Source organism: Pseudomonas sp. NPDC087814, from assembly GCF_044742865.1.
In the GTDB taxonomy this organism is placed as follows: Bacteria; Pseudomonadota; Gammaproteobacteria; order Pseudomonadales; family Pseudomonadaceae; genus Aquipseudomonas.
In genome coordinates, this window is record NZ_JBIUVK010000039.1 from 1 (window position 1) to 20,559 (window position 20,559).

Consider the following 20,559-nt stretch of genomic DNA (forward strand, 5'->3'; position numbering starts at 1 on the left):
AATGAAAAGCCCAAAAACCAGAACAACACAAACAGAAAAAATATAACCCAACTCCACACTCTACAGATCTAAAAAACCCATTACGGCACCCTTGCCGAATTGACGTTCGATCTGACCCAGGGCCGCAGCCAAGGCTTTCTTCTTGTTGTCGTCCATTAAAGTCCTCACGTAATCAATAAGGCCTGGCGGCCAACACCTGTATAAGTAGACAGTATTGTTCCACAAAGATCCGTGATCGCCTACCCCTGATTTTCTATTTCTGCTGCAGCTCGTCGCAACAAGCCCTCTAGCGCGGCCTTTACCGTTTGTCGGCGGACCTCGTCGCGGTTGCCGGGGAAGTGTTCGAGCTCGGCGGTAACCTCATCGCCCACGCCCCAGGCCAGCCATACGGTGCCCACCGGCTTGTCCGGCGAACCGCCATCGGGCCCGGCCACGCCGCTGACTGCCACGGCAAAACGCGCCAGGCTTTTCTCCTGGGCGCCCCGCACCATCGCCTCCACCACTTCGCGGCTGACGGCACCGACCTTGGGGAACAGGGCTTCCGGTACATTCAGTTGCCGGGTCTTCTGGCGATTGGAATACGTGACATAGCCCGCCTCGAACCAGGCCGAACTCCCGGGAATCCGCGTGATTGCCTCGGCGATACCGCCGCCGGTGCACGACTCGGCCGTTGTGACGTGGGCATTGAGAACCTGCAAGCGTCGGCCAAGTTCAGCGGCGAGTTGAGTAATTTCCTTCACGGTCATCTCCTGGAGTGGACGGGCATTCGCCTACCCTACAGGAGCCCATGGGCCATGCAAGTTACAAGAGACTAACGCGCGACGGCCCGGACATACGCCTGGCAGGCGCGCAAGGCGATCATTGCGTTATCGCCGTCGTCGGTGATGCCGATAATTCGTTGAGCATGCGCCGGGTCAAGTCGGGCTCGCGGGGCGCCATGAACCAGGCTGCCGGAGGGGGCGGTGGCTGGCATTGCACAGCCGCTGACTGAATCGCTGGCGTCGAGAAGGACTGACAACCGCACATCAGCAGTGGCCAGGCGATCCCGCAGGTGAGCCTGAGCGCGTTGTGCATCGGAAAGCTCCCGGGTGTGTTGTTGGTCGCTGGCGCTGAGTTGTTGCTCCAGTGCCAGCCGTTTGTCCTGTTCGGCCTGTTGTTGCTGGCTGAGTGCTGCGGCATGCAGAGCCTGCAGGTGCTCGAGTTGTGCGCCATATCGCCAAGCCTGTACCTGCCAGGCAACACCCGCCGAAACTGCGAACAACAGGCAAAACCCAAGCAGGCGATACGACGTCAGGAAGCCCATGACACCGCCTTCGCCCGCGCCCACAGTTGCATACGGTTCTCCAGACCGTTGAGGCCACCATTGATGCGCCGGGTGATCGTGGTGAACTGGTCCTGGTCAGCCAGCTCGTTCAAGCCATTGCGCTGCCAGAACCACGCGGCAGATTCGCACGCCCATTGCGGCGTCTCCAGCAACTCCGGTTGGTGCAACAAACGCTCATCGCCGAACAGTGCCTGACTGCACGCCAGGTAGTTGCGCCGGCCGGTGATCTGGATCAGGCCGCGGCCGCGATACTTCTGGCCATCGCCGTCGGCTTCTGGGGAGTTGCCCAGGCGGGCGGCCAAGGTACCGGTGTCGTATTTGCTCAGGTATTGATCGCTGCCCAATTCACGTACGTAGCGCAGTTCGCCGGATTCGTGGCCGATTTGGGCGAGGAAGGCGGCGATGCGTTTGGGTGTGGTGATTTGGCGGTTGGACATGGCTGTGTTCAGCGCAGATACGAAAACGCCCGCTTGGGCGCGGGCGTTGGGCATGATTTGCACAAGATCATTCTGGGTTATCGGCATGAAAAAACCTCCGAACTCACGAGCACCACACTATTGTACAAGGCCAACCATCCAGTCCGGTTTAACCGGCCGAAATTCGGAGGCTGGAAACTTCGAGTTCTGCGGCCAATCACGCAGCAGTTGGAAATAAGCCAGCAGTTGCGCAAATTGTCCTTCTGTCAGCGTGGTATCTCGCTTCAGGTCGGACTCATCCCGATGGCGCTCGCGAAGCCACTTGATACTGTCGATTTCCGAATCCCGCCAGAGTCGTTCGGATTCACACTCGTCCGTGTTCCTCAGTTTTTCATCGAGATGCCAGGACGAGCCATCCCAAACGTGATCTGACCCGGGGCGTTTCAGCGAGGTAAGTTCCAACGGCAACTCACCTAACTGCTGCCATTGGATCTCCTCGCCGGTATCCGTTCGATACACAAGACCGCGCAGGTCCGGAACCAGGTTCCAGATAGCTTGAGCATCTTTAACGTGAACCGCAGCAAAGCCGGGCTCGGTTACAGGCGGGGCTTCACTGAAAGCCATGGAGGGGATAAGCCAGGCCCCCTCGACAAGTGGATCGGGGTCAGCAAAAGCCGTTCCGATGTATTCGCCCGTCACCGGGTGTGCCTGATAAATAACAGGGGCAGAAGCAGTCATGATTGACCTCAGTACTTGATGCACATAAGACGGGAAGTGTTGCGCGGACGCGTTTCGTTGGCGGTGCGTGGAACACCATTGACGCCGTTGGTTACGGGGTCACCGGTGCTGCCAATGTTGAACGATGCGTTGGAACCACCGCCCACGCCGTTCCAGTTGCCTGGGCTCCCGTTCAGGGTGGTGCCAGGACGAGGGCCGTGCCAATGGCCTTGCATCGCATCCAGTTGCAACGACCCCAGCCCGCGTTGCGGGTCCACGCCGCGTCCATCGTCAAAGCCACGGATGAACTCACCACGGCTGTCCGGCAGGTTAAACGTAGTGCTTCCGTCACCAGCGCCAAACGTCGTCCCTATCACGTCAAACAGCTTTGAATAGGCTGTACGAGAAACCGCAGCACCGTTCTCTTTCAAAAACCCAGCCGGTGCCGAGGCACCGCAATACTGAATCGTCGTCCCGACCGGAACCCCCATCGACGCTGGGTCGAGATTTCCAGAGTGCCAGAGCCTTCGTGTTGGGCTCCAGACCTTAGCCTGAGAGCAGCCTCGGATGTAGACATCCGGTTCTGTGTTCCCCTGCTGAAAACCAATCTGCCCCGCGTAATTTCCGTCGCCGTAAGGGATATTCACCAATCCGACGTAGTTGGCGAAACTGGTATTCCCGGCACTGTAATAGTAAAACCCGCCGGGTAGCCCAACGGTATCAATCGCGGCAGCAGGTGCAACATTGCCACCCAGTCCGTATTGACCAATGCTCAGCGCATCTGTCACACCATAGCCCGCAAGGGTCGTAGCCTTATCCGCTTTGGTTGAAGGGTTGAAGTTGATCTCAGACCAAATTTTCTTCGAACTCCAGAGCAACTCACCGTCCGCGTTCATCGCGAGTGCTCGAGCAATTATCTTGCCCCAATGGAACATGATTCGTGGTGCATAGTTGAAATCTCGTGTGGAATCAGAAACTTCTTGCGCTTCACGAATTTCCAGTGCGCCCCCCTGCCCATTGCCGATCTCACCCAATATGCTGGAAGAAAGACTTGGGCGCTGCTGGGACGTACGGCCTACCACCAGAGCATCCGTAATCCCATACCCCGCCAACGTCGTCGGCTTATTCCTCAACTTCAACCAATCACTCAACACACTCAACGCTTGCGCCAGCTGATCGGTCTTCGTCTCATCCGGCGCAATCCCCGCCGCCGCCAGCACATTCAAAATCTCCTGCGTAACCCCATTCCCCCAAGTTGCCGGAATCAAACTCCCCGGCGTCCCGGTCACCGGGTTTTCATCCACAAACTTGCCATTCACCAGCCCAACGCTGGGCACACTCTTTGGATAATCCACGCTTCTATCCTCTAGTCATAATTGATGTGCACCTGCGTATGAGCAGGTGCGCTGCGATGAATCAGGCACTCCAGGGCATTGCCTGGGTTGACGCCAAACCGCTCTCCCCAATAACTCGCCCCAAACCGCCGCCCCAGGTGCTGGCGGCCGCCGGTGTTGAGCGTCCACATGAAGTGCGCCTGCCAGGTGCCAAAATGCGCCGCGCCAAACCGTGAGCGGCCCATGCGCGGGGCGCGATGTTCAGTGACACTGGCGTCGGGATAACCCTGGCTGCGGGCGATTTCGATGTAGTACGCGGCGCGCTGGCTGCCCACCGCCAACAGACGTCGACGCACCGCCAGGCGACGGTCGTCGTACAGCGGGCTCAAGCCCAGGCAAGGGTCCGGCAGTTGCATCACCCTTTCCCACTCCGGCACCAGTTCGCTGACGGTCACGGGGTCCATTTCGTTTTGCAGGTCGCAGGCGCGGGCGTCGATGCGCGTAAGTTCTTCGGCGATGCCTTTGAGCACCGTCTGCAACTGCGGCATGGTCTCCAGGTCCCAGGCCGGCCCGCTGGGCAACAGGGCGATCAGTTGCTCCTCGTACTGGCCAGCCGTCCTTATCCCAGCCATGTGATACCTCCAAACACCAGTAACTGGTTTGTCGCCGCCGTAACGTCCGCCAGCGGGCTTGTCAGTTTGTGATCGGTCTCACCGGTGGCGGTGCTGATGGCTTCGGCGATGTGGGTCAGCAACAAGCTGTCGCCCAGCCCCGCCTCGCGATTGTGCAAGTCTCGCAGTTGGGCCTCGACGGCCGCACGCACGGCGCTGGTGTCGGGGGTCAAGCGCAGTTGATAAGCCACTGGTTTCATCACCGGCGCCAACACATACACATCAGCGGTCACTGGCCGCAGCGGTTCGATATGGGCTTGAACCTGCACCAGCTGCGCGGCATTGGGGATCGGCTGCGGGTCGTCGTCACGCATCACGAACACCCCCACCGTCCCCGGCCCCAGGTAATTGCCGCGACACCATGCGCGGGTAATGCCGGGCACTTCGAGGGACCAGGTCTCGTAATCCTGTGCCGAACCGCCCTGGGGAATAACGCGATAGGAACGAATCACCCGCGCCCGCAGCGACTCCAGGGTTTCTCGTGCCACACCGCCGGTCAACCCCGGCGCCAGCACGGTAAAGGTCGAACCAATACCTTGCAGCGGCTGGACCGCGATCAGGCTCAGCCCGGCATCAGCGTTGCCCAGCGTGCCGGCATCAATCGCCTGCACCGTGGCGGTGTTGAGGCCTGCATGGGTGGTACCGGCAGCGGTGACTTTGAAGCTGCGACCATCACTGGCTTGCAGCACCGTGTCCACATCCAGCACCGCGCCCGCCGCTGCGGTAAAACTCACGGTGCCACTGGCGGCTACCGCCCCCTTGCGTGCCTGGTTCAAACGCAGCGCAGCGATGCGTTCCAGGGTGGATTCATCGGCGGTATCCGGCAGGATCTGCTCAGCGATCCAATCGAGATAACCGTACAGGCCGAACGCAGCGCCACTCAGTGTGCGCGCCAGGACCTGGGCATCGGACTGGCGCAGCGAATCGCTGGCCAGGTCGCTTTGGGTGCGTTTGATCAGCACCGGCAGCGAAGGGGTTTCAAACGGCATAGATCACCTGCCAACTGTTATCAGGGTTGATGTCCAGGCGCTCGCCATCGGCCAGGGTCAGCTGCGTGCGCAGGTTGAGCCGCTGGGCGTCGAGGCGCTCACTGAGGACTTCGATGGCGCTGCAATGCCCGTCGTCGATCAGCCACTGCAAGGCTTCGCGGGCATAGAATTCGGCGTCCAGTTGCGTCTGGCGGGTCAGCTTGACCCGGCGCAGCAACCACAACCTTGAGCCGATACGGTCGTCGGCCACGCAGGGAAAACTGTCGCCCCACCAGCCGAAGCGCTCGTCATCGTCAACAGGGTCATCCGGCGCGGCACGGCGCCAGGTGAACAGGCTGATCAGCACCGAGCGGGTCAGGGCCTTTTTCAGGTTGTCGGAGACAAACATCACTGGCCTCCCGCCGGCGCACCGGTCTGACCGCTGCCGGGCTGGACGCCCACATGCACGTGCCGGATCTGGCTGATGCCGCCGGCAATCTGGTCGCCCTGGGAGATGATCTTGCCGCTCTGCGTCAGGGTCGGCGTATCAATGTTCACCGCCTGGCTGGCGCGGATATTCAAGGTGCCGGTTTCAATGTCGATTACCCGCCCGCGCTTGAAATGAACTTTGTCGCCTTCGTCGGTATAGATCGCCACTTCACCCGGCGCCAGGGACTGCAAGCGATAGCGACGGTCTGCCACCACCAGCACGATGGCATGGGAGCGGTCACCGCCCAGGAAGGTGGCGATGCCTTCAGCACCCGCCAGAGGGTTGCTGGTAAAACCGTAGGGTTCGAAGTGCTCCATGTCGTCGTTCACTTCGCCTGCCGTCAGGCGCATTTGCAGCGATTGCAGCTTGGTGGCCGAGTGGGCGAGCACGACAGTGCCGCGCGCCAGCAGGCGAGTCAGTAAGCTCATGGAAATTCCTTGGTGGTTAAGCGGATGGCAACGGATTGGCATCAAAGGTGGACGGCGGCGCCACCTGTAGCGTGGTGATCGAACCTTGGTCGGAGAGCGACCAGGTGACCTTGGAGATCAGCATGTCCTGGTCAAAGCCCAGCACCGGATCGATCACCCGCACCAACAGGTTGTGGCGCCACAAATCGCCGTTGGACTGCCGCCAGCCTTGCACGGTGTAGGTGGTGGTCAGGGCTTTTCCGGTACGGGTGGCGCGTTCCCAGTCGGCGCGTTGCTGGGCCAGCTCGGGGGTCAACTGCGTCGGTTCGCTGATCAGCGTGACGCGTTTTCGCGTGGCTTTTTCATCCCGGGAAATCCCTGAAACCTCACTGACCGCCGCTGCGTTTTTTTGATCATCGCCCTTGTGCTGGCCGATGACGCGGTACTCGGAAAATACCGAGTCGAAGTCCATCGGTGCGTTAGCCGAAAGGATGTTCTGGCCCAGCTCCAGGCTGTCATTCGCACGCCCTGCACTACCGGGCGATGCCAATACCAGGCGCCCATCCGCATCGTCGGTGGAGAACACCCGATACAACGTCAGCAAGCGGTCGATGGATTGAAATACCGTCTCCCCGGGCACGATGCTGTGGGTCTGCAGGCGCGCGGTTTCGGCAATCTCGCTGTGCACCTCCACGCCATAGGTGGCCGTCAGCGCCCGGACGATGCTCAGCACACTTTGCCCGCGCCACTGGCCGGGCTGGTTTATCGCTGCGCAGTCCACCAGGTCCTGGGTCACTGAACCGCCCTGAATACTCAGGCTGATCTGTCGGCCGTCGTAACTGATGGGCGCCTTGAACACAAAGCCGGTGAGCACCAGGTCGCAACCGATGCGTACCTGGCAACGGGCGCCGGGCTTGATCGGCGCCGCCAGGGTTTGCCCGGGCCATTGCCAGGTGATGTTGAGGGTGAAGGTGCGAAATTGACGCTCCAGGTCGGCGCTGATTTCCACGCTTTTCCAGCCGCCATAATCCAGGCCGTCCACGGTCAGGGTGACGGCATTGTCCAACTCGTTCATGGGTTACTCCCTGACCACTTGCAGGTCCGCCGGTGGCAGGAAGCCCGGGTGGGCCACCCGATTGCGCTGCACCACCTCGCCCACTCGCGTCGCGTCACCGAACCGCTGATAGGCCAACAGCAAGGCGGGCATGCTGCGCATCGGCGTCAGATTGACCAGCCGGACACCGGACGAAGCCACTGCCGTCAGATGCGCGAACATCTGTTGGCGCAGGTCGTTCAGCGCAACATAGTGCCCGGCGTCGGCCTTCAATGCGGCTTGCCACATGGCTTCGTTCAGAAGGTCACGCAGCACCAGCACATCGTCGGCCACCGGCACTTCGCGGCGCTGCACCGGCTGTGCCGCCTGTTGCGCCAGGGATGGCGTGGTACTGAGGGTCACCGCTTTTGTCGCCACCGGTACGTCCGCCAGCCAATGGGCGATCTTCACCCACAACGCATCCTGTACCAGGTTGGCAGTGGCTTGCACCGCCGCCACGCTGTCCTTGCCGGTGGTCAGCTTCGGCACGTCGATAGTGCGAGCCGCTTCCACCTGCTGCGAGAGGTTGGCCAGCATGCCGCGATAGCCGTTGCGGGCAAATGCCTTCAACTCTTTCAAATCGCCGAGCAAGCCCTTGAACTCGGCGCTCAATTCCTTGGGCACTTCCTTGATGGCTTTGACCAAGGCATTCAGGTCGCCATACAACTGAATCAGTGGGGCAAATTGCTGCTCAATTACCTGGTAAACCTCTGCCAGGCCATTGCGCAACGCCTGGATGCCCACCCGCGCCTGCTTCAGCAGTGCGACGGCCTGCTCAAAGCGCAGCACCGCCGAACCCAGCAAACTGTCGGCCGACACCAGCAACAGCTGGCGGGTATTGACCGCCGTAGTGGGAAACTTCAAAGGTTCGTCGGGATAGAACTTCAGGGCAAAGGTCACCAGCCCGCCGTCCTGGCGGGTTTGGGTCATCTCGCATTCGCCGACCTTGACCTGCAACCGTCCAAGCCACGGGTGCACCAGCTCGCCGGCACCCTCCTCCAGGGCCTTGAGCAACTTGTCGCGTTGCTCCAGGCAACCCTCGCCCACTACAAATGCCGTCAGCTCATGCACCCTGGACTGTTGGCCCAGCCCTTCAAAAAAAGGCAGGTCGCGCTGAGGGTATTCGTGCAACTGGCCCTTCTTGCCGACCGGGACTTTCGCCTGGTCAACCCAAAACCCGACGCCACGAAACGACGCCGGCAACAAACGATCACGCCAGCTCATTGGAGCCTCCAAGGGACAGGGAACGGTAGCCGACACGTGGGGTGACGCTCAGGCCGGGCTGGTTGGTTCTGGGCTGGTCCACCCGCAGGCCCGCCGGTGCATTGTCGAAGCTCACCCGCAAATCGCCGTTGAGCTGCGTGCGGTTGTTGGCAGCGGTTTGTTGCAGCAGCGAACTGGAGCTGGACGCCAGCGGTGATACCAAGCCAGGCCCCTTGCGGAACCAGGACGGATCGCGCGCGCTTTCGGCATTACGTTCCTGTTGCTCGGTGGTCAACTCCAGCACACTGCCGGTCGCCTGGTTGATCACCTCACCCAGCCCACCGTTGAACAGCTTGCGAATCGGTGCGGTGATCACCGCAAGCTTCTCCGATAGCGCCGTGAACCAACTCAGCACCGGTGCCCACATGGCTTCAAGTTGCTCCATCGGATGCCAGTCGTCGAACAGGCCACTCAACACTACAAAGGCGTCCTGGGCCTGCAACTTGATATCGCCCCAGATCGAGGCGAATGCACCGCTGACGCTACCCCAGACGGCAGAAACCTTGTCCAGGGGCGACCAATCGAAGTAACTGCTGACGATGGTAAAAGCCGCCAGCGCGGTGAGTTTGAAGTCACTCCAGATCGCCGCAAACATCTCACTGATCACACCCCAGTTGGCAATGATTTGCCCTTGGGGTGACCAACTGAACAGACTTTTCATGAACTCGACCACCGGCACACTCAGTGCCTTGAGCAAGTCCCAGAGGGCCGCAAAAAAGCCGCTCAACGGCGTCCAGTTGTTGACGATCAAACCCATTGGCGACCAGGAAAACAGTGTGGTGAAAAAGCCGACCAAGGGCTGCGCCATTACCTTCAGCGACGTCCACAACCCGGCAAAAAAGCCTGTGATCGGCCCCCACAAGCGCATCACCTGTTCCAGCGGACGAAACGCAAAGACCGTCTGGAAAAACTCGCCCAAGGTTCCAATCGCCGCCATCACCCGTTCGCCGAGCCCGACAAAAAATGCCGAAATCGGCTTCCAGTTGGCAACGATCAAGCCTGCCGCCACGGCAATGCCTACAGCCACCAACACTATCGGGTTGGCGCTGAGCACCAGTTGCATCAGCCCCAGCGCCTGGGACACGCCGGTGACAGCCGCTTGAATGGCGGTAAACGCCACCGCACCCGCTGCGAGGCCCTGCACCAGCTGCGGATTCTCGGAAAGCAGTTGGGCCGCCGAGGTCAGCAACGGCTCCAGCCCGACCACCACCGCCGTGACGGCTGGCAACAGCGCCGTACCGAAAGCCACCGATACCTTGTCCAACGAGGCGTTGAAATCCTTCAGGCCCTGCGCTGCGGTTTCGGTAACGCCCTGCCCCACGGCGGCATTCACTTCGCCGACCTCAGCCTTGAACGCCAAAGCCGATTTAATGCCGCTGACAAACGGTGCTGCCAGCCCACCACCCTTCACCAAACCGGCGATATCCAGCTTGCCGAGACCGGTCTGTTCCAGGTTCTGCCTGAAGCGCCCGACCATGGCCTGCAGCGCAGCAAGCTTGGGCGACAGCTGGTCGATGCCGGTCAGGCGCACGGCGGTACTTTCTACTTTCTGAGCTTCTGCCATCACTGCACCTGCTGCATCGCATTGATCCGTTGCGCATGCTCCAGGGATTCCCGGAGCGTATCCAAAGGCCTGGCCAGCATCTGTTCGGGATCAACCTTCCAGAACCAGGCCAGGTCATAGGCCACCGCAATCAGCTCGGCGACGGAGCCTGCGCCGCACTCATGAAAAAACCAGCGACGGCCCAGCTCAGCGCGTTGAAGTCCATCAGGTCGAGCTGGTTGACCGACGACGGCGGGATACCCGCGCACACGGCGATGTACTTGGCGGCGACGTCAAGGTCCAGACTCACGTCTTCGCCCTTGTCGATTTTGTACGGCAGCGCCTTGATTGCCCGCACCTCCTGCACCGTCGGGCGGCGCAGGGTGAGTTCGGTCAATGACTCGCCGTGGGCCTCGATGGCCGCTTGCAGCTTCACCGTATCGGTCATTGCCAGGTCCCCTTGATGCCTTCGAATTTCAGCTCGATCACGGCATCGTCGCCCTTGGCCACCGGCTCTTCCACCAGGTAGGCACCGGCCAGCACGTAGACCTTGCCGTTGTTGAATTCGCAGGTGACGGTCATGTCGGTGCCGGCGATCAGTTGCTTCATTGGAAAGTCCGGCGTGTGCAGCGCGGTAACTTTGAAAGATGGGGTGATGTCGGTTTCCTTATAGAAACCCGGCACCACGGTTTCCCGCTTGACGGCCATCAACGGTGCTTCGCAGCCGCCGTTGATGGTCAGTTGAGCGCCGTCCACTTTGACGTAGCAGGTGCCCGCAATCAGTTGACCCATGATGTTTCTCCCAAAAATAAGCCCGCACTCGGCGGGCTGGAATCAGTTGCGAAAAGCGCGGGGCCTACACCGCCGCGTCGTACTGCAAACGGAACTGGTTGAGCAGCGCGAACACCCGCAGCCCGTTGACGTAATCCGGCGGGAACAGCACGTTGACCCGGCTCGGGTCCTGGCTGTCGCGCTCGACGATCAGGTGCTCGGCGAACAGCTCGGCGTTCTCCACATGACCTTCCAGTTCGAGCTTGGCGTACTGGGCAATCAGCTCACCGCGGATAGTGCTCGGGGTCACGATCGGCTGGCCGGCGCCAAAGCGCGTGCCGTCAGCAGCGAGTTTGTGGCGCCCGTACTTGCTGGTGATCACGCTCTGCAGGCGGCGCACGATAAAGGCCGACTGGTGCAGGGTTTCGCTGTCCAGATAGGAATTGTCCGCCTGGCCGAACGCGTTCTTCTGGTAAGTGGTGATCGCCCGCTGAATGCGCACGTAACCGCCTTCGTAGTAAGCGGTGGCGATGCCGTAGTTGAGCAGCGATTGGCGCTCGGTCAGAGTGAAGCGCTCGCTCGCGTCGGCCGGATCGAGGCCCGGCAAGCTACCGCTTTGGGTCGGACGACTGGCATCGGCAGAGATGAACACCGCCGTGCGTGCAGCCAATGCTGCGGCCTGGACCCAGAACGGTTGCGGCACGCCCGGCTCCATGGCCTGGATGGTCACGTGCTGGTCATTTCGCCCTTGCCCGGCCGCCACCAGGGTGCCGATAGTGCCGCGCTTGGCGGTGTAGACGTGGCCGAACAGTTGCTTGGCCCACGACCAACGACCGCTGTTGTCATCCATCACCGCTTGCCAGGCGTTGAGGCTGGTGGTGTCGGCCCAGGGCATGCAGATGAACTCGAACGGCTCGTCGCCCAGCGCAGCCAATGCCGCGAGCTGGTCCGGCACACCGGCGCCCGCCGCCATTTTGCCGAGCACGGCGGTCAGGCCGTCGGGGGTTTGTTCGCCGTTGCTCTGGCCCAGGCGGTTGAGCTGCAGGCTGATGTCGTTGCCACTCTCACCGGTCCACTTGGCGGTCAGGGTGACGGTGCCATCGGCGGCTACCGCACTGACCGGCAGGTCGGCACTGGCGTTGATTTTCAGCGCCAGGGCGGTGGCAGCCACGGCAGCCGTCGCACCATTGATCACGGTCGCTTGAACCCGGGTGCCGCCGACGTACAGGCTGAGAATGCCACCTTGGGTCGCGGCGCCGGTCAGCTTGAGCTCGGCCTTGGCCGCGCTGCCTTCGGTGCTGTGCAGCGGCAGGCACCAGATCTCGCCCACCGGGTCACTCTTGCGGAACGTCTCGTACATCGACGCCAGCATCGAACCCTGGCCACCGATACGCTTGGCCATGGCCGCGCTCGATACCAGCACCAGGCTGCCGATTTCCGGGCTGGTGACGTTGTCGTTGACCTGGGCCACGATCAGCCGGCGCAGGGCCGACGACGCACTATTGGCCGCCGAATTGTCCATCTCGGCGTAGAACAGCGGCACACGAATGTCCGCCGGAATATGACTGAATCCGATCGCCATTACTTGGCTCCCTGTGTTTTTGCCGCCTTGACGGCTTTGGTTGTGATGTCGCCATCGGCCAGACGTCGACGCCACCAGGCGTTGTCCGGGACTTCGCGGCCTTCGGCGGGCAACAGATCGCCCGCCTCCGGGTCAGGTACGGCACGGCCGGAAACCGGCAGTACGGTGATGCGTTTGCTCATGGTTTTACCTCGGCAGAAAACGTCATTTCCAGGCGCCCGTCGGGGCCTGGGCGTTGCAGGTTGGGGTCGGCTGGGTCAATGGCATCGACCCGCACCGTCACCCCGTTGAAGGACGGCAAAGCGTCCAGTTCAAGCTCGAGCCAGGTTTCCGCCGGCTGCGTGCTGAGGTTGCGTCCCAACTGGCTCTCGAGAAAAAACCGCAGCCGGTACAACCCGCGAACCTTGCTGAGCAACAGCCATTCGCCAGCGTCGTACTGGATGGGCTCGTAGAACCCCTCGGGCCTGTAGCCCACCAGCGCCCGCCAGACCTCGGCGCGCAAGGCATGCAGCTGGTCCATCGCCTGGGCTTGCTGGCCCTCCGGCAAATCCAGCACCAGCACCACGCCAAAATGTTCGCGCAGGGGTTGGCGACTGCTGTTTTGCGCAGCGTTAGGGCTGGCCTTGTCATTGATCGGCGTCACGACCGCCTGGGGTGAGTCGAGCACTGGCAGGTTTTGCAGCGCGTCGAGGTCGAGGCCGGCGCGGATGTGTTGGTTGAACGATGGACAGTGATCCCGAAGATGACTGACCAGAGGGGTTATCTTCATGGCATCTCACCAGGCAATAAAAAACCCGCCGAAGCGGGTGGGTAGAAGGAACCGATCGAGCACGTCATTGCGGTGACGACAATCCGTTCGCCTTGATCGTGCATCGGTAGCTTTCCTTGCGTTTGCCGACGGCCGTCAGCGTGTCGATGGACCAGCGCCCCTGCATGAAGCCGGGCCAGGTTTCATCCAGCACCAGCAGCCCTTCGGCCTGGAACGCCGGGTTGCCGGGGCATATCACATTGATCTGCAGGCCTTCACGGCTAACCCGGCGCATCTCGCCTTCGGCCGCCGTCCTGGCTTCGTCTTCGCTCTGGTAGCGCTGGGCAAGGACTTTGAACGGCGCACCGCCCACCTCCACCTCACGTTTCTTGCAGGTAGCGACATCCCACCAGGACGCCTTGGCCCCTTCGAACTTGGCCCGGCTGGTCTCGGTAAAACTGGCGCTGATAAACGCGCGGTCGCCCGGACGGTTATCACGGGTGACCGACAGCCGCACTTCTTGCAGCGGCTTGCCCGACAGCGAGGTGATCTGGCCTTTACGGCCCAGCACATACAGCTCGTCGACAGGCTTGGCCACCGCATCAAAACGCTTGGCAAGCCGGGTCAGGAAGCTCATGTCGCTTTCGTTGGTCTGGTCGATGTGAGCGATCTTTTCAGCGTCCAGATCCGGCGCGACCCTGGGTGAGAATCCATAACGTATGGTCAGTTGGCGGAACAGTGCGCCCAGGGTGGTCGGCCCATGGCTGGCTGTGCGGCGCTGTTTGAATTCGTCCTGGTCGAACGGCGCCGCCGTGGCCACCAGCACCAGGCGCAGGGGGAACAGGTACGGGGTGCGCTGGGTAATCTTGAAGAGCCCCTTGTCCTCCAGGCCGGTCTCCAGGTAACCGACCCGCAGGCCGATCCTCCCACCCAGGCTGGGCAATCCCTCAAGCCCTTCGATGTCGAGGGTCAGCTTGAGCTGGTCGGAGACGAAGCCTGCGGCATCGGTGTGTTCCCACTCCAGTAATCGCTCGTTGAGCAGCGCGGCATTGGTCCCGTAAATTTCCACCGCCGGTGTGAATCCAAGTGCCATGGTTCCTCCTTAATCCCAAACCGAAACCGGTTTTTTTGCGGCGGGCCGCGCGTCCAGCTCCGGTACGATTACACCGATGCCGGCCGGCAATACCGCCCCGTGTTCCGCGAGGTCCGGGTTGAGATGCCACAGTGCTTCCTCGGCAGCGTCGTCGCTGCGACCCAGTTCGCGGTAGAGCAGCAGGTTGACGGAGTCACCGGCAATACTTCGGACTCTACGCATTGACGAATTCCTCCAGTATCAACGTCCAATTGATCAGCATGGCGGTGCCGTCGTCGATCACGTTGGCTTGTTTCTCGTCCACCGATTTGATCGTCCACAGCCCCCAGTTACGGCCAATCCCGTCCACCAACGGCAGCGGTGTACGCAAGGCCTGCAAGTCGCGCAGTTCGTCGAGCCTGGCCATGCCAATGCCACGCGCCGCCTTGCCGGCAAAGGTCAATGTTTCGAGGGCCTGGCCGGTCTGGCTGGACTTGGGTTTGCCGGCAATGATGTCCAGCGCGACCCAGCCACCGCTACTGTTACGGTCGAGGGTCGCGTAGGCAAACCCGCGCGACAGCCCGAAAATAAAGCTGCCCAACACCATTTGTTGTCGCATTAAACCGCTCCATCGGTGAGTGCCGCGTCGCGTCGCGTCGCCAGCAGGTTGTCCATCGACAGCGGCGTGAACTGCGCCTCGATCTGTTGCACGACGAGCGCCGCCAGCGCCTGGTAACTGGTCTGCTCGGGTGCGGTAATGTTGATCTGCGGGGCGAAGTTGATTTGCCGGTTGTCTGTTTGAGCGTTGGGAAGGCTTTGGCTGACCTGTTCGGGTGGCGGGAGACGGTCGTCGCTGCTCATGACTTTCTCGCCCAGGCTCGCCCCGACGTCGCTGCCGACGAACGTGCCGACGACGCCGCCCACCACCTTACCGATTGCACCGCCGGCAAAGCCGCCGATCACACCGCCCAACACTGTGCCGGCGCCCGGAATAATCGAACCCAGCGCCGCCCCGGCGAGCGTGCCAACGGCTCGCCCAATGGCCAGCCCTGCAACCTCGCCGGCCACACCACCCGCGACGCCACCGCCTATCGACCCCACACTGGCGCCAACGGACTCTTTCAGGGTGCCATTGCTCGCGCCCTTGATGAGATTGATACCCGCGTCTGCCACCACCAACGCCAACGAACCGCGCTTCGCGATTCGGCTGGCTCTGTTGGTTTTCGTGGGCGCATCAGGGCCTGAGTTTTTGCCTGGCGTGCGCTCGCCCTGGCGTGTGTCGCTACCTTGTGACTTCCCTTTGCTGCCGGACGGGTCGGACTTGTTGCCACCGGCATCGCGGGGCGCGTCACCCTCGCCCAGGACTTTCCCGGCGACCTTGTCGAAGACTTTGTCCACGACAGTGCCGCCGAGCTTCTTCGCCAGCGGCACCATCACCACCGCGGCCAATGTGAGGGCGGCCGTGGCTTTGGGCAGCGATTCAGCCAGCCAGCCCAAGCCATTGACCACTGAGGTCAGCACAGTCAGTGCGCCGATTTTCAGGGGTGCAATCGCCGTATCGGAAGCTGTCTCCAGGCGGGTCGTACTGGCCTGGAAGGCTTGTTCATGAGCTTGCGTGGAGTCTGCCCGCCCGGTCGCCGAACGCATGACCGAGCCCTGGTCTCCCAGGACCGAAGTCGCGTAAGTCGACTTGTCGGCCACCGCCGTAAAGGCCTGCTTCAGCGTGTCGATCACCGGCACCAGGCTCAGAATCGAGCGGTTACCGTCGAACAACTGCGTGGCCAGTGCCGCCTGCCTTTCCTGGGGCTGCGCCTTGAGCGCCTCGAGGACCGTCAGCACTGTTTGCGGTGCGTCCTGCTTCATGCCTGCCGCAAGCACCTTCGGGTCAAGCTTGAGCTCTGCCCAGGCAGCACGCTGCCCCTCGGACGCACCGTCACCCTTGGCCAGCGCGGCGCCGACTTTTTCCACCGCAAGCCCGGCAGACGCCCGGTTGTTACCAACCGTCAGCAACGCCGCCGAAAACGCCGCTACCTGCTCGGGGCTCATGCCCGACGTTCTCGCCGCAGTGCTCTGGCGCACAATCGAACCAATATCCACCGCATCGGCCTTGAGCGAAGCGTGGGAACCCAGCACGTTGGTGGCGTCAGCCAGATCCAGCGCCTGCGGGCGATCCAGCTTCATCGACCCACGCCAGCCGCCCATCATCTCGCCGGCCGTCTTGATATCGGTCTGAAAGGCCGCGGCGATGAGCGCGCTATCGCGGGCGAACTGCAGCAAATCAGCCTGGCGAGTTTCAAGGTCCTTGCCTACGCCGGACCGGGCCCCCACCTGCTCCACCCTTGCCAGGTCGACAGCATCTGCGCCACTTGCGGCAACCATCGGGTCGGACGCCATGGCCAGGTTGGCTTCGCGCAGTTGTGTGCGCTCATGCCCGGCAAACCCCACCACTTCATGCAGGTCGGTCATCGCCGTTTCCAGCGCCTGCGAGGGTTTGACGGTATCGGATGAGGCACCGCCCGTGCTATTACCCTTGCCGGTTTTCAGAGCACCCATCACATCGAGCAATGAGCCGTTGAACCTCTCCAGCGTGTCGATGAGCCGGGTCTGCCCCGTGACCAGTTGCGTCAGTTGCGCACCGACATTCGCCAGTTCCTGGCCCGGCACGGCCTTGGGTACGGTATCAAGCAAGGACGGGCCGGCAAGCATCGGCGCAATCGGCTGGATGCTGGCGCCTGCCCCGGCCGTTTCAAGCGAGCCGTAAATCGCCTCGCCGTCCCTGGCGATGAGCGACCTCAATCCAAATTTACTGTCTGCCATCCGCTCTACTCCTGTTTGACGCCAAGGCGAGTGATCGCGATGTCGTAGCGGCGCAATGCTTTTCCGGCGTCCCAGTCCAGGATTTCCGCTTCATTTACCGAGTAAATGAGCGGCACGATGTCGAGAATTACTTCGATGTCGCGCTCCGAAAGAAGTCCGCCGGTTTGTTTAAAAAATCGTCGATGCGCCCCTGCAGTTCGGTCCAGTCGGGCACGCTGAGGTCGGCGAGATCCGGGATCATCAGGCCGGTGCAGTGGGCAGTGATGAACTCGGCGCGCTCTTTGTTGGTGGCGAGTTTTTTCATCGCCTTGGTGGCACGCAGGGCGGGCATTTCCAGGATCAGGCTGGTGAGACGGCGGCCGCCGGTGTCAAGCGGCAACAGCAGCGAGACGTGCTCACTGGTCGCTGATTCGCGGGGCTGCTCGTCGGCGTCGAGGAAGTACGAGGCAGGCCGGGTCGACATGTCGTGCACGTACTGGGCGATGCTCACATAGTCCGGACGCTTGAGTTGGTCGAGTTCTTTTTCCGACAGGCCGGTGGCGAGTTTGGCCAGTTCGAAGAACTGATCGTCCTCGTCATCACCGGCCCGGGCCAGCGCGTCTTTTTGCGCGGCGTAGAACAACGGCTTGAGTTGAATCTGCTCGATCAGCGCGCCGGTATCAGCGGTGATCGGCGACAGCAGGATGTGCAGCGGAGGCATCCAGGCCATGAATCAATTCCTTGGTGAAGTATGGGAGCGGGAAAACCCGCTCCCGGGGGCTTAAGGCATCAGTACCGCGCGGCGGGCATCGCCGAGGATGTCGACGCCGTTAAGCACGAATTTCTGGGTACGCACGTCGATGTCGATCACCGGGATGCCGTTTTCCAGGCGGTTGTAGGTGCGGCAGGAGAACTCCAGGGTGATGGCGGGTTTATCGCCCATCTTCAGGGTTGTCTCGGTCAGGGTTTTCAGCTTGCCGCCGATGGTGTGGTAGGTGAAGTAAGTCTTGCCGTCCTGGTCCTGGCCGGCTTCACGCACGTTCAGCAAAATGTCATCGCCCAGGCGCACCCCCAGGGCAAGCATGATTTCCGGACCCGCGCCTTGCAGCTCCAATGTGGCGTTGAGCACTTTGGCGCTCTTGGCCATTTCTTCGGCGATGAAACGTCCGCCGGTCATCTGTTCCATGTCGAAGTCGATCTTCGGCGGTGCGAACGAGGTGACCGTCGCCGACAACGGCAGGCCTTGAAGGGTGGCCGCCATGGCCTGTCTGATTCGGTTGGTAAACATTAGAGAACGTCCTCCAGGAACTGCTCGATGATTTCATCGCGGGCGTTGAGTTGATAAATCATGTGTTCGTTCGGCGCGTAGCGGCCGTAGTCGATGACGATGAACCAGGTGCCGTTCTTGTACTTCTCGACACTGTTCAATTCCGGGTGCAGGTACACGCTGCCGCCGGGAATGGTCTCGTCGGCCACCAGGGTTTGCAGCCAGTCGTTGATGCGCTTGACCTCCTGGTCCATGAACGACTTGGTGAGGTTCTTGGCCATGGCTTTCTGCCCGGCCTTGACCAGCTTGCGGCTGATCGCATCTTCCAGGCCTACGTAGCTGATGAACTTGCCGGTGATGGAGCGGTTACCCAGCAGCGAGAAACCGCCGAGGATGGTGCGGGCGTAGTAGCTCACGCCGTAGCGGTTGAGCAGGTCGCCTTCGGTGGAGGTGTCGAGGATGTTGTACTCAACCACGCGGGACACGTCTTCGGCGAAAGTCACCTGGTTGCCCGGGCTTTCCCACTGCTTGACCTTGGCCAGCGCGGCGATGGCCAGGGACGACGGCGCCAGGAACACGTTTTTCTTCGCGGCCTTGGAGTACACCGACGGCATGTTGTGCACCAGCAGGCAACGGTCGAAACCGAGATCGGCACCGCCCAGTTCGCCGCTGTAGGTCACCTGGTCGGCGACGGTTGCGTCCTTGCCGTCCAGCACCACACGGGCCTTGATGCGCTTGCCGAAGGAGGCGAATTCGCCGGCCACGGCCTTGGTGCCGGTGAAGCCCGGGGCGCCGATGATGGTCAGGTCTTCGGGGACGCTGGCCAGGGCGGCGAGGCCCAGTTTGCGGCCGGTGACCGGCTCTTCACCGCCGATTACGTTATTGATGGTGTCGGCCGGGGTGGTGCCCTCGTCGACGATCACTACGTAGACCGGCACCTTGACCACTTTGAGGATCTGGTACACGGCGTGGAACAGCGTGCCGGTTTCAGCGCCGGTGGGGTCCAGCAGCGCCTGGGTGGTGAAGCTGTTGATGCGGAACGGGGCGTTTTTCGGAATCGACGCATGGGCGTTGGGGGCGGTGCCCACCAGGCCGATGACGTTATCGCCCAGGCCACCCATGGCCTCGGGGGATTCAGTGGCATTCACGGTGATGCCGTTATGTTCGAAGTTCAAAACCTCAGCCATGATCAGTCAGCCTTCTTCGGGGTGGAGTTGAGGACGCTGGTGAGTTCCAGGCGGCCAGCGGTGCGCAGGGCGGATGCTTCGACGTCCAGCAGTTCCAGTTCCTCGCCGGCGGTAGACCAGTGGCCGTTGCCGGTGGGGAATGGAATGAGGACGGTGTAGGTTTGGCGATTGGCCATAGGTGGATCTCCGGGCGAAAAAAAACCGCGAAGGCGGTTTTGTGTGACTGTCACGAGAATGGAACATGGGACCGTTAGGCGATCTGCTAACGCTCTTTTTAAGGAAGTGCTAGTTGTGGTAATTCAGAAACGAGATCTTGCGGACTGAACACCTCGCGCGTCTCCTGCTCGACGGCATCAAACTGCTCATAGCAGTAAGCCCAGCACAGCGACCGCCAGGAACGGAAGGCCTGGCCCTGAGCCTGAAAGCGCGGTACTGCCGGCTCATCGGCATAGCTAATCGCATTCTTGATATCGTCATATCCTGCGGACCTGGCCGTCTGATCCAGAAACGCCTGAACTACCGCAACACACTCAAGCTTGCGCTGTTCCCACGTCAATTCGGGCGGTTCCAAAATAATGGGGCGATTACCATCGGCCCCGATCACTTTGCCAGAGGCTTGAGCTGCGAAAAGTGCTTGGTACTCTTCAAGACTGACTTCCCGCAGCTCTCCTGCGAGCGGCAGGCAGCAGTCCGGATTTGCCACTTCAATCAAGGGTGGTTCTGCCGTGACATCTGCAATGCCAACGGTAGGCCGTTGCGCTTCAGGGGCGCTGGGATCAACTTCCCAAGCGGGATCCGGAATGTTGACCATAGGCCTTTCCCACGTCGGATCGGGGATCCGAAGTGTCCGCTCGCCATGGGCTCGGGTATCGTAAAAACCTAATGTTTGGGCATGAAAGAAAATCGTCAT

The 20,559-nt window shown here is 61.5% G+C and carries 27 protein-coding genes and 1 pseudogene; all 28 read right to left on the bottom strand.

All coding sequences use genetic code 11. The features are described 5' to 3' along the window. Window positions 1-78: 78 nt before the first annotated feature. Window positions 79-156: pseudogene (locus ACIOMR_RS22950) on the bottom strand (hypothetical protein); the annotation flags it as partial. 83 nt (window positions 157-239) lie between these two features. Further along, the gene (locus ACIOMR_RS22955; protein ID WP_003208648.1) at window positions 240-740 is read right to left on the bottom strand and encodes a CinA family protein; all 501 of its coding nucleotides are present in this window, start codon (window positions 738-740) and stop codon (window positions 240-242) included. Between the two features lie 71 nt (window positions 741-811). After that, on the bottom strand, window positions 812-1,303 hold the full coding sequence (locus ACIOMR_RS22960) for a lysis system i-spanin subunit Rz (protein ID WP_177028953.1): 492 nt from the start codon (window positions 1,301-1,303) through the stop codon (window positions 812-814). Continuing rightward, window positions 1,291-1,848 carry a glycoside hydrolase family 19 protein gene (locus ACIOMR_RS22965; RefSeq protein WP_087695309.1) on the bottom strand — a complete coding sequence of 186 codons (558 nt, stop codon included), beginning with the start codon at window positions 1,846-1,848 and terminating at the stop codon, window positions 1,291-1,293. The genes ACIOMR_RS22960 and ACIOMR_RS22965 overlap by 13 nt, the downstream gene beginning before the upstream one ends. A gap of 30 nt (window positions 1,849-1,878) precedes the next feature. Beyond that, on the bottom strand, window positions 1,879-2,478 hold the full coding sequence (locus tag ACIOMR_RS22970) for a phage tail assembly chaperone (RefSeq protein ID WP_177041827.1): 600 nt from the start codon (window positions 2,476-2,478) through the stop codon (window positions 1,879-1,881). An 8-nt stretch (window positions 2,479-2,486) separates the two neighbouring features. Beyond that, window positions 2,487-3,812 carry a phage tail protein gene (locus ACIOMR_RS22975; RefSeq protein WP_401196540.1) on the bottom strand — a complete coding sequence of 442 codons (1,326 nt, stop codon included), beginning with the start codon at window positions 3,810-3,812 and terminating at the stop codon, window positions 2,487-2,489. Window positions 3,813-3,823: 11 nt separating this feature from the next. Continuing rightward, entirely contained in the window at window positions 3,824-4,423 is a 600-nt protein-coding gene (locus tag ACIOMR_RS22980) for a YmfQ family protein (protein WP_087695306.1), read from the bottom strand. Next, window positions 4,411-5,451 (bottom strand): baseplate J/gp47 family protein, encoded by a 1,041-nt coding sequence (locus ACIOMR_RS22985; RefSeq protein WP_401196543.1) that lies wholly within the window; start codon window positions 5,449-5,451, stop codon window positions 4,411-4,413. The genes ACIOMR_RS22980 and ACIOMR_RS22985 overlap by 13 nt, the downstream gene beginning before the upstream one ends. Then, window positions 5,441-5,839: a phage GP46 family protein gene (locus ACIOMR_RS22990; RefSeq protein ID WP_177041831.1), complete on the bottom strand. Its 399-nt coding sequence runs from the start codon at window positions 5,837-5,839 to the stop codon at window positions 5,441-5,443. The genes ACIOMR_RS22985 and ACIOMR_RS22990 overlap by 11 nt, the downstream gene beginning before the upstream one ends. Further along, window positions 5,839-6,348, bottom strand: a complete 510-nt coding sequence (locus ACIOMR_RS22995) for a phage baseplate assembly protein V (RefSeq protein WP_017480159.1) — start codon at window positions 6,346-6,348, stop codon at window positions 5,839-5,841. The genes ACIOMR_RS22990 and ACIOMR_RS22995 overlap by 1 nt, the downstream gene beginning before the upstream one ends. Before the next feature lie 16 nt (window positions 6,349-6,364). Then, complete coding sequence (locus ACIOMR_RS23000; protein ID WP_401196547.1) at window positions 6,365-7,402, bottom strand: phage baseplate assembly protein; 1,038 nt, start codon at window positions 7,400-7,402, stop codon at window positions 6,365-6,367. Window positions 7,403-7,405: 3 nt separating this feature from the next. Further along, entirely contained in the window at window positions 7,406-8,644 is a 1,239-nt protein-coding gene (locus ACIOMR_RS23005) for a DNA circularization protein (RefSeq protein WP_401196550.1), read from the bottom strand. Further along, window positions 8,631-10,247 carry a hypothetical protein gene (locus tag ACIOMR_RS23010; RefSeq protein WP_401196553.1) on the bottom strand — a complete coding sequence of 539 codons (1,617 nt, stop codon included), beginning with the start codon at window positions 10,245-10,247 and terminating at the stop codon, window positions 8,631-8,633. Before ACIOMR_RS23010 ends, ACIOMR_RS23005 begins: the two co-directional genes overlap by 14 nt. After that, window positions 10,247-10,372 (bottom strand): hypothetical protein, encoded by a 126-nt coding sequence (locus ACIOMR_RS23015; protein WP_010170085.1) that lies wholly within the window; start codon window positions 10,370-10,372, stop codon window positions 10,247-10,249. Before ACIOMR_RS23015 ends, ACIOMR_RS23010 begins: the two co-directional genes overlap by 1 nt. A 5-nt stretch (window positions 10,373-10,377) precedes the next feature. Next, window positions 10,378-10,674 (bottom strand): phage tail assembly protein, encoded by a 297-nt coding sequence (locus ACIOMR_RS23020; RefSeq protein ID WP_102369827.1) that lies wholly within the window; start codon window positions 10,672-10,674, stop codon window positions 10,378-10,380. After that, window positions 10,671-11,018, bottom strand: coding sequence for a phage tail tube protein (locus ACIOMR_RS23025; RefSeq protein WP_177022720.1), 348 nt, complete (start codon window positions 11,016-11,018; stop codon window positions 10,671-10,673). The genes ACIOMR_RS23020 and ACIOMR_RS23025 overlap by 4 nt, the downstream gene beginning before the upstream one ends. Before the next feature lie 64 nt (window positions 11,019-11,082). Next, the gene (locus ACIOMR_RS23030; protein ID WP_102369828.1) at window positions 11,083-12,579 is read right to left on the bottom strand and encodes a phage tail sheath subtilisin-like domain-containing protein; all 1,497 of its coding nucleotides are present in this window, start codon (window positions 12,577-12,579) and stop codon (window positions 11,083-11,085) included. Further along, window positions 12,579-12,761: a DUF2635 domain-containing protein gene (locus ACIOMR_RS23035; protein WP_087695298.1), complete on the bottom strand. Its 183-nt coding sequence runs from the start codon at window positions 12,759-12,761 to the stop codon at window positions 12,579-12,581. Before ACIOMR_RS23035 ends, ACIOMR_RS23030 begins: the two co-directional genes overlap by 1 nt. Further along, the gene (locus ACIOMR_RS23040) at window positions 12,758-13,348 is read right to left on the bottom strand and encodes a hypothetical protein (protein ID WP_177041837.1); all 591 of its coding nucleotides are present in this window, start codon (window positions 13,346-13,348) and stop codon (window positions 12,758-12,760) included. Before ACIOMR_RS23040 ends, ACIOMR_RS23035 begins: the two co-directional genes overlap by 4 nt. 64 nt (window positions 13,349-13,412) lie before the next feature. Further along, window positions 13,413-14,420, bottom strand: a complete 1,008-nt coding sequence (locus tag ACIOMR_RS23045; RefSeq protein WP_177009847.1) for a phage late control D family protein — start codon at window positions 14,418-14,420, stop codon at window positions 13,413-13,415. 9 nt (window positions 14,421-14,429) lie between these two features. Continuing rightward, window positions 14,430-14,642 (bottom strand): tail protein X, encoded by a 213-nt coding sequence (locus tag ACIOMR_RS23050; protein WP_003208655.1) that lies wholly within the window; start codon window positions 14,640-14,642, stop codon window positions 14,430-14,432. Beyond that, window positions 14,635-15,018, bottom strand: a complete 384-nt coding sequence (locus tag ACIOMR_RS23055; protein ID WP_003208656.1) for a phage tail protein — start codon at window positions 15,016-15,018, stop codon at window positions 14,635-14,637. Before ACIOMR_RS23055 ends, ACIOMR_RS23050 begins: the two co-directional genes overlap by 8 nt. Continuing rightward, window positions 15,018-17,216, bottom strand: a complete 2,199-nt coding sequence (locus ACIOMR_RS23060; RefSeq protein ID WP_401196560.1) for a phage tail tape measure protein — start codon at window positions 17,214-17,216, stop codon at window positions 15,018-15,020. The genes ACIOMR_RS23055 and ACIOMR_RS23060 overlap by 1 nt, the downstream gene beginning before the upstream one ends. A 127-nt stretch (window positions 17,217-17,343) precedes the next feature. Further along, window positions 17,344-17,925, bottom strand: coding sequence for a phage tail assembly protein (locus ACIOMR_RS23065; RefSeq protein WP_003208660.1), 582 nt, complete (start codon window positions 17,923-17,925; stop codon window positions 17,344-17,346). A gap of 51 nt (window positions 17,926-17,976) precedes the next feature. Next, entirely contained in the window at window positions 17,977-18,483 is a 507-nt protein-coding gene (locus ACIOMR_RS23070) for a phage major tail tube protein (protein ID WP_003208662.1), read from the bottom strand. Next, entirely contained in the window at window positions 18,483-19,649 is a 1,167-nt protein-coding gene (locus tag ACIOMR_RS23075) for a tail protein (RefSeq protein WP_003208663.1), read from the bottom strand. The genes ACIOMR_RS23070 and ACIOMR_RS23075 overlap by 1 nt, the downstream gene beginning before the upstream one ends. A 2-nt stretch (window positions 19,650-19,651) precedes the next feature. Next, window positions 19,652-19,825 (bottom strand): hypothetical protein, encoded by a 174-nt coding sequence (locus tag ACIOMR_RS23080; RefSeq protein ID WP_008433539.1) that lies wholly within the window; start codon window positions 19,823-19,825, stop codon window positions 19,652-19,654. A gap of 98 nt (window positions 19,826-19,923) precedes the next feature. Continuing rightward, window positions 19,924-20,559: a hypothetical protein gene (locus ACIOMR_RS23085; protein ID WP_401196565.1), complete on the bottom strand. Its 636-nt coding sequence runs from the start codon at window positions 20,557-20,559 to the stop codon at window positions 19,924-19,926.

What these genes read in the sequence shown, in the direction of transcription:
- ACIOMR_RS23075 (WP_003208663.1), bottom strand. Translation starts at nt 19,649, where the DNA reads ATGGCTGAGGTTTTGAACTTCGAACATAACGGCATCACCGTGAATGCC.
- ACIOMR_RS23025 (WP_177022720.1), bottom strand. Translation starts at nt 11,018, where the DNA reads ATGGGTCAACTGATTGCGGGCACCTGCTACGTCAAAGTGGACGGCGCT.
- ACIOMR_RS23005 (WP_401196550.1), bottom strand. Translation starts at nt 8,644, where the DNA reads ATGAGCTGGCGTGATCGTTTGTTGCCGGCGTCGTTTCGTGGCGTCGGG.
- ACIOMR_RS23055 (WP_003208656.1), bottom strand. Translation starts at nt 15,018, where the DNA reads ATGCGACAACAAATGGTGTTGGGCAGCTTTATTTTCGGGCTGTCGCGC.
- ACIOMR_RS23010 (WP_401196553.1), bottom strand. Translation starts at nt 10,247, where the DNA reads ATGGCAGAAGCTCAGAAAGTAGAAAGTACCGCCGTGCGCCTGACCGGC.
- ACIOMR_RS22960 (WP_177028953.1), bottom strand. Translation starts at nt 1,303, where the DNA reads ATGGGCTTCCTGACGTCGTATCGCCTGCTTGGGTTTTGCCTGTTGTTC.
- ACIOMR_RS23085 (WP_401196565.1), bottom strand. Translation starts at nt 20,559, where the DNA reads ATGACGATTTTCTTTCATGCCCAAACATTAGGTTTTTACGATACCCGA.
- ACIOMR_RS22965 (WP_087695309.1), bottom strand. Translation starts at nt 1,848, where the DNA reads ATGCCGATAACCCAGAATGATCTTGTGCAAATCATGCCCAACGCCCGC.
- ACIOMR_RS23035 (WP_087695298.1), bottom strand. Translation starts at nt 12,761, where the DNA reads ATGAGCAAACGCATCACCGTACTGCCGGTTTCCGGCCGTGCCGTACCT.
- ACIOMR_RS23040 (WP_177041837.1), bottom strand. Translation starts at nt 13,348, where the DNA reads ATGAAGATAACCCCTCTGGTCAGTCATCTTCGGGATCACTGTCCATCG.
- ACIOMR_RS22985 (WP_401196543.1), bottom strand. Translation starts at nt 5,451, where the DNA reads ATGCCGTTTGAAACCCCTTCGCTGCCGGTGCTGATCAAACGCACCCAA.
- ACIOMR_RS23080 (WP_008433539.1), bottom strand. Translation starts at nt 19,825, where the DNA reads ATGGCCAATCGCCAAACCTACACCGTCCTCATTCCATTCCCCACCGGC.
- ACIOMR_RS23060 (WP_401196560.1), bottom strand. Translation starts at nt 17,216, where the DNA reads ATGGCAGACAGTAAATTTGGATTGAGGTCGCTCATCGCCAGGGACGGC.
- ACIOMR_RS22990 (WP_177041831.1), bottom strand. Translation starts at nt 5,839, where the DNA reads ATGTTTGTCTCCGACAACCTGAAAAAGGCCCTGACCCGCTCGGTGCTG.
- ACIOMR_RS22970 (WP_177041827.1), bottom strand. Translation starts at nt 2,478, where the DNA reads ATGACTGCTTCTGCCCCTGTTATTTATCAGGCACACCCGGTGACGGGC.
- ACIOMR_RS23065 (WP_003208660.1), bottom strand. Translation starts at nt 17,925, where the DNA reads ATGGCCTGGATGCCTCCGCTGCACATCCTGCTGTCGCCGATCACCGCT.
- ACIOMR_RS22980 (WP_087695306.1), bottom strand. Translation starts at nt 4,423, where the DNA reads ATGGCTGGGATAAGGACGGCTGGCCAGTACGAGGAGCAACTGATCGCC.
- ACIOMR_RS23045 (WP_177009847.1), bottom strand. Translation starts at nt 14,420, where the DNA reads ATGGCACTTGGATTCACACCGGCGGTGGAAATTTACGGGACCAATGCC.
- ACIOMR_RS23050 (WP_003208655.1), bottom strand. Translation starts at nt 14,642, where the DNA reads ATGCGTAGAGTCCGAAGTATTGCCGGTGACTCCGTCAACCTGCTGCTC.
- ACIOMR_RS23030 (WP_102369828.1), bottom strand. Translation starts at nt 12,579, where the DNA reads ATGGCGATCGGATTCAGTCATATTCCGGCGGACATTCGTGTGCCGCTG.
- ACIOMR_RS23000 (WP_401196547.1), bottom strand. Translation starts at nt 7,402, where the DNA reads ATGAACGAGTTGGACAATGCCGTCACCCTGACCGTGGACGGCCTGGAT.
- ACIOMR_RS22995 (WP_017480159.1), bottom strand. Translation starts at nt 6,348, where the DNA reads ATGAGCTTACTGACTCGCCTGCTGGCGCGCGGCACTGTCGTGCTCGCC.
- ACIOMR_RS23020 (WP_102369827.1), bottom strand. Translation starts at nt 10,674, where the DNA reads ATGACCGATACGGTGAAGCTGCAAGCGGCCATCGAGGCCCACGGCGAG.
- ACIOMR_RS23070 (WP_003208662.1), bottom strand. Translation starts at nt 18,483, where the DNA reads ATGTTTACCAACCGAATCAGACAGGCCATGGCGGCCACCCTTCAAGGC.